3 protein-coding genes are annotated in these 5908 nt (G+C 66.5%); 2 read left to right on the top strand and 1 reads right to left on the bottom strand.

Features of this window, described 5'->3' with window-relative positions; genetic code table 11:
• Window positions 1-276 precede the first annotated feature (276 nt).
• The gene (locus WAZ62_RS08850) at window positions 277-1959 is read left to right on the top strand and encodes a sigma 54-interacting transcriptional regulator (RefSeq protein WP_422643160.1); all 1683 of its coding nucleotides are present in this window, start codon (window positions 277-279) and stop codon (window positions 1957-1959) included.
• A 144-nt stretch (window positions 1960-2103) separates the two neighbouring features.
• Here WAZ62_RS08850 and WAZ62_RS08845 read toward each other — a convergent pair whose 3' ends face one another.
• Window positions 2104-4101: a sigma-54-dependent Fis family transcriptional regulator gene (locus tag WAZ62_RS08845; protein WP_422643159.1), complete on the bottom strand. Its 1998-nt coding sequence runs from the start codon at window positions 4099-4101 to the stop codon at window positions 2104-2106.
• Between the two features lie 422 nt (window positions 4102-4523).
• Here WAZ62_RS08845 and WAZ62_RS08840 point away from each other — a divergent pair, with 422 nt between their 5' ends.
• Window positions 4524-5819 (top strand): CobW family GTP-binding protein, encoded by a 1296-nt coding sequence (locus WAZ62_RS08840; protein ID WP_422643158.1) that lies wholly within the window; start codon window positions 4524-4526, stop codon window positions 5817-5819.
• Window positions 5820-5908 lie beyond the last annotated feature (89 nt).

The raw sequence follows: 5908 nt of genomic DNA, 5'->3' as shown, positions 1-5908 counted from the left end.
CCGCGAGGGTGCGCGGATCCGCCACCACTGTGAATGTTTGTGTATTCAGGGCAGGAGCATTCTGTCCGCGTTAACCCTGAAAGTGCTGACAATCCCGTTATTTGGAACGGTCGATGATGTTATAGTCCTGCGTAATTCCAAGGCTCGAAAAAATCGGGCCCTATAACGATAAGCGGGGGAAACAACATGACAGCGGTCATCCGAAACTTTACCGCCGCAAGAAGCAGCATGGCAGATCCAGCTTCGCCTCCCGGTAGTTCTCGCAACTTCCCAGAAATGGACGATCTGGCGGCGCGCCTGCGCTTCTGCCCGCAAGTCGGGCGGATCTGGCTCGACGACAACCGGATGATCCTGCTCCACACCCATGCCTTGGGCGCGCTGCGCAACGAGCTGATCGAGACCATCGGCGTCCAGGGCGCGCGCGCCCTGCTCACCCGCATGGGCTATGCCTCGGGGGCGCAGGACGCCGAACTCGCGGTCAAGGTGCGCCACGGCCGCGATTTCTTCGATTTCTTCACCGTGGGGCCGCAGCTCCACATGATCGAAGGCATCGTCACGGTCCAGCCGGTTCGCGTCGAATCCGATGTGAACACCGGCCGTTTCTACGGCGAATTCATCTGGCACGATTCCTGTGAGGACGAAGTCCATATCGCCTCCCACGGCATCGGCTCCGATCCCGCCTGCTGGATGCAGATCGGCTATGCTTCCGGTTACACCAGCGTCTTCATGGGACGGCCGATGTTGTTCCGCGAGCTGGAATGCCGGTCCATGGGCCACGCCGCCTGCCGCATCGTCGGCAAGCCGGTGGCCGAATGGTCGGATGCGGAAGAGGATATCCGCTACCTGCAGCCCCATGCCTTCGCCAATCGCAGCAATCAGGGGCCGATCGTCGTCAATACCGTGGCGGCGCCCATCCCCACGCCCGAGACGGCCGAAGGCAGCCGCTCGCCGGTCAAGGATCTGGTCGGCGCCTCGGCGGGATTCAACATCGTCTGCCACATGCTGGAGAAAGTCTCCCGCACCAACGCGACCGTGCTGCTGCTCGGCGAATCCGGTGTCGGCAAGGAGATGTTCGCCCAGACCCTGCACCGGATCAGTCCCCGCGTGGACGCTCCCTTCATCGCCGTCAACTGCGCCGCGATCCCCGAACATCTGATCGAATCCGAACTCTTCGGCGTCGAGAAGGGCGCCTATACCGGCGCCGTCGCCTCCCGCCCCGGCCGCTTCGAGCGGGCGAACACCGGCACCCTGTTCCTCGACGAGATCGGCACCCTCAGCCTCGCCGCCCAGGGCAAGCTGCTGCGCGCCCTGCAGGAAGGCGAGATCGAGCGGGTGGGCGACCAGCGCAGCCGCAAGGTCGATGTCCGCATCGTCGCCGCCACCAATGTCGACCTGCGGCGGGGCGTCGCCGATGGCAGCTTCCGCGAGGATCTGTTCTATCGCCTGAACGTGTTTCCGGTGCAGATCCCGCCGCTGCGCGACCGCCGGGCGGATATCCCGCTGCTGCTCAACCATTTCCTCGGCTATTTCTGTCGCCGGCACGGCAAGACCCATACCGGCTTCACCCAGCGCGCGATCACCAGCCTCTATTCCTACAACTGGCCGGGCAACGTGCGCGAGCTCGAGAACATGGTGGAACGCGGCGTGATCCTGGCGCCGGAGAATGGCGCCATCGATCTGTGCCATCTCTTCACCTCGGGCGAGCGGTTCGATACCGCCGTCCTCGGCATGGACCAGGACGGCCACCTCAACCCGGTGAGCGAGGAAACCCCGCAGCCCGCGTCGAGCAGTCCCGAACAGCTGGTCCAGACCGTCCTGCAATCGCGCATTCCGCTCGACCAGCTCGAGGAATTCCTGCTGCGCGGCGCGGTCGAACAGGCGGGCGGCAATATTTCCGAAGCGGCGCGGCTGCTCGGCATCAGCCGGGCCCAGCTCGCCTACCGCCTGAAGAAGAACTGAACGGCGATCCCCCGAAGCGGGAGGGGGATCGTTCCAGTCGCTACAATCCGGCGAGGGCTTCATCGCCGCCGAATTTCTTCATCCGGTCAGCCGGTTGCGCGCGTGACAGGCCAAGGCTGCGCGCCGCTTCCGAGACGTTGCCGGTCAGGACCGGCTGCCGGTGAGCGCGCCATCGAGGCCGAATTTCCTGATCTTGGCATAGACCGTGCTTTTGGCGAGACCGGCGCTCCGGGCGGTCGCCGTGAGATTGCCCCGGCAGGCGCGGATCATCGTCAGCAAGGCATCGCGCTCGGCACGCTCGATGGCCGAGAGCCCGGCCGGGGATGGCGCGATGCCGCCGAAATGTTCCTCGATCCGCGACGTGATGTCGGGCGGAAGATCACGCGGGGCGAGTTCCGGACCCGCCGCGGTGAGCACCATGCTTTCGATCACGTTGCGCAATTCGCGGATGTTGCCCGGCCAGTCGTATCGCATCAGCCGGTCGATCACGGCCGGCGAGATGCCGATGGGCGGGGTGCCGTGCTTTTCCACCATCTGGCGGACGAAATGTTCGGCGAGTTCGGGAATATCGCCACGCCGATCGCGCAGGGCCGGCACGGTAATGCCCACCACCGAGACCCGGTAATAGAGATCGAGGCGAAAACGCCCCGCCTCGACTTCCTTGCGCAGGTCACGATTGGTCGCGGTGACCAGGCGGAAGTCGACCTTGCGCGCCCTTGTCTCGCCGATCCGGCAGACTTCACGCTCTTCGAGGACGCGCAGGAACAGCGGCTGGAAATCGAGTGGCATTTCGCCGATTTCGTCGAGGAAGAGGGTTCCTCCATGGGCCGCCTCGACCTTGCCGCACATGCCGCCCTTGCGGGCGCCGGTGAAGGAGCCCTCGGCATAGCCGAAAAGCTCGCTGGTCAGAAGATCGCGCGACAGGCCCCCGCAATTGAGGGCGACGAAGGGGCCGCTCGCCACCTTGGAGGCATCGTGCAGGCTGCGGGCGAAGACTTCCTTGCCGACCCCGGATTCGCCGAGAAGCAGCACCGGCGCGACGCTGGTCGCCACCCGGCGGGCGCGCTCGACCACATCGGCCAGCGCGGGATCGCGCCCGACGATACGTCCGAAGGCCGACCTGTCGCGCCTCTCCTCCGCCGGGACGGTCGGCCGCCTGGGCTTGACGTGGCGGGCATGATGGCCGGGAACGATCATGACCGCGCCCAGACGTTCGGCCCCCTCGTGGATGGGTGTCAGCCATTCCTGACGGAACCAGGGCTGGAGACGGAGCGGGCGGGAGGTGTCGCGGCGCCAGTCGAAATTCATCGCCGCCAGGCCCCGCGCCGCCTCTTCCCGCGTCGCGCCGAGGTCGCGCAGCATGGCCGCCACGTCGGCATTGGCCTTGATGGCCCGGCCGTGACGGTCGAAGACCACGACGCCATCGGTCGAGGTGGCGGTGAGGCGGTTCATGCTGGCCTCGAGCAGGCGATAGCGGATGTCCATCTCGATCTGGGCGAGGCGGCTCTCGATCCGGGCGGCGGTCGCGACCACCAGCGCCATGGAATGGCGGCTGTAGGACCGGCGCAGGCCCGAGACGTCGATGGCGCCGATGATCGAGCCGTCGCAAGGGTCGCGGAGCACGGCGGCCGAGCAGGACCAATGCTTGATCCCGGCGCAGAAATGCTCGTTGGAATGGATCTGGATCGGCTGCCCGGTCTCGATGGCGGTGCCGATCGCATTGGTGCCGCAGGTGAATTCGCTCCAGTTGGCCCCCGGCACCAGATGAATGTTCTCGGTCGCCCCGCGCAGCGAAATGTCCCCCTCGAGACTGAGGATCAGTCCGGCTGGATCGGCGAGAACCATCACCGTCCCCGTCTCCTGCAGGAAGTGGCGGGCCGAGGCCATGACCGGCGCGCTGGCGTCGATCAGCTCGAGGCAGCTCTGGCGGATCGACTCGAATTCGTCACCCGGCACCGGGGGCGGGGCGCGGTCGCGCCGGTGATCCACGTCGGCGCCGACGCAGCGACGCCACGACCGGCCAATCGGATTGCGCACATTCGCCGCCGCCGGCAGGTCGCGCTCGGCCAGGAAACGCTCCCACCACGTCATGACGACACCGTCGTCCTCCGGTGCGGAAAACAGCTCTTCGCGCGCGGCCATGGTCATATCGTCCTCCCAGACGTCCTGGTTTTCGGCGATCTGACGTCGCCGCTCACGGCTTCGGCGCTCTTCGTCGCCTGACACACGAGAGACCGGTCGGGCCCCCCGCCCGCACCACCTTCCCGTAAGGGGAAGACCGGCGTCATCGCCGGATTTCGTCTTCATCCTATTCATCGGGGCGGATATTTCGCAAGCGAATTACCGGGCTTCAGGGTAAATGAACACGCGAATACATGAGTATTTGTCAATTTGTCATGACCGGAGTTCAATTATCGATCGCCATTTCTTCACAGACGTTCGATTTTCGAACGATCAAGCCGGGACGAACGGGGATCACGGCGCCAGCCAATATTGGCCTGATCTTTGCGTGAAGCCTCTCCAGACCTCGCCACCTCAAGACGAGCATCGCCCCGGAGGACCCCATGCAGACCCGCGCCCCAGACCCGGCGATATCGGCCCGCGACGACGGCCGCATTCCCGTCAGCCTGCTCACCGGCTTTCTCGGGGCAGGCAAGACCACCCTGCTCAACCGCCTGATGCGGCACGAGGCGATGGCCGGCACCGTCCTGCTGATCAATGAATTCGGCGAGATCGGCATCGACCACCATCTGGTCGAGACTCTCGACGAACAGACGGTGATTCTCGATTCAGGCTGTCTCTGCTGCACCATGAACGGCGACCTGATCGAGGCGCTGAAGTCGCTGCACGAGCGCATGTCGCGGCGCGAGATTCCGCCTGTCCGCCGCGTCGTCATCGAGACCACGGGCCTCGCCGATCCGGTGCCCGTGGTGAATTCGCTGATGGAGAACCGCCATGTCAATGTCCGCTATGTCTGCGACGGCGTCATCACCGTGGTCGACGCCACCCTCGGCCTCGACCAGCTCGCCCGCCACGACGAGGCCCTGCGGCAGGTTTCGATCGCCGATCTCCTGCTGCTCGGCAAGTCGGATCTCGCCACGCGGCCGACGCGGGCGGATCTGACGGCGAAGCTGCGCCGCCTCAACCCTTCGGCCCCCGTGATCGAGCTGCGAAACGGCGAGATCGGGCCGGACGTCCTCTTCGGGGCCGGCCTCTATGCCGCCGACCGCCGGATGCGGCCGGTCGGCGACTGGCTCGGCGGGGCGCCGGCCCCCCGGATCGAGGCGGCGCATGACCACCATCACCATGGCGACCACGCCGGGGACTGCGACCACCACCATGGAGCGGAGGCGGTCCCGCCACGGCCGCATCACGGCGACGGCATCACCAGCTTCGTCCTGATCGTCGACGGACCGCTGCCCTGGCGCAGTTTCGCCATCGCCATGGGCCAGCTGCTGGCGCGATACGGCGATCGCCTGCTGCGGGTGAAGGGTCTCGTGCGCGCCCTGGGGGACGAGGCGCCCGTGGTCGTGCAATGCGTCCGCGACAATGCCTATGCGCCGGTGAAACTGCCGCGCTGGCCAGCCGAAGGCGGATTCGCCGACCGGCGGGGGCGGCTCGTCTTCATCGCCTCGGGTCTTTCGGCCGGGGACGAGGCCGATATCCGGGCACGGCTCGCGAACCTGCCGGGCGATACCGCGGCGGTGCAAATCCTGGCGCGACAGCCGAATCTGCCGACCCGCTGCTGGCTGGATGCGCGCCTGCCGACCCTGCATCGCGGCGCTTTCGAGACGGCCGGCTGGGTGGTCATGCCCCGCCGCTTCACCGGCGCCATCCGCGCCACCAGCAGCGGCGCCTGAAACGGCGGGACCCGCCGGACGGCATCCGGCGGGTCGGCTGGCGCCCCGGTCAGCGTAGACGCTCGAGGGTTTCCAGGACCGTCTCGGGC

This window comes from Zavarzinia sp. (genome assembly GCF_049306435.1).
Taxonomy (GTDB): domain Bacteria; phylum Pseudomonadota; class Alphaproteobacteria; order Zavarziniales; family Zavarziniaceae; genus Zavarzinia.
The sequence above is the reverse complement of the archived record's forward strand: the minus strand, read 5'-3'. Positions and strand labels throughout refer to the sequence as shown.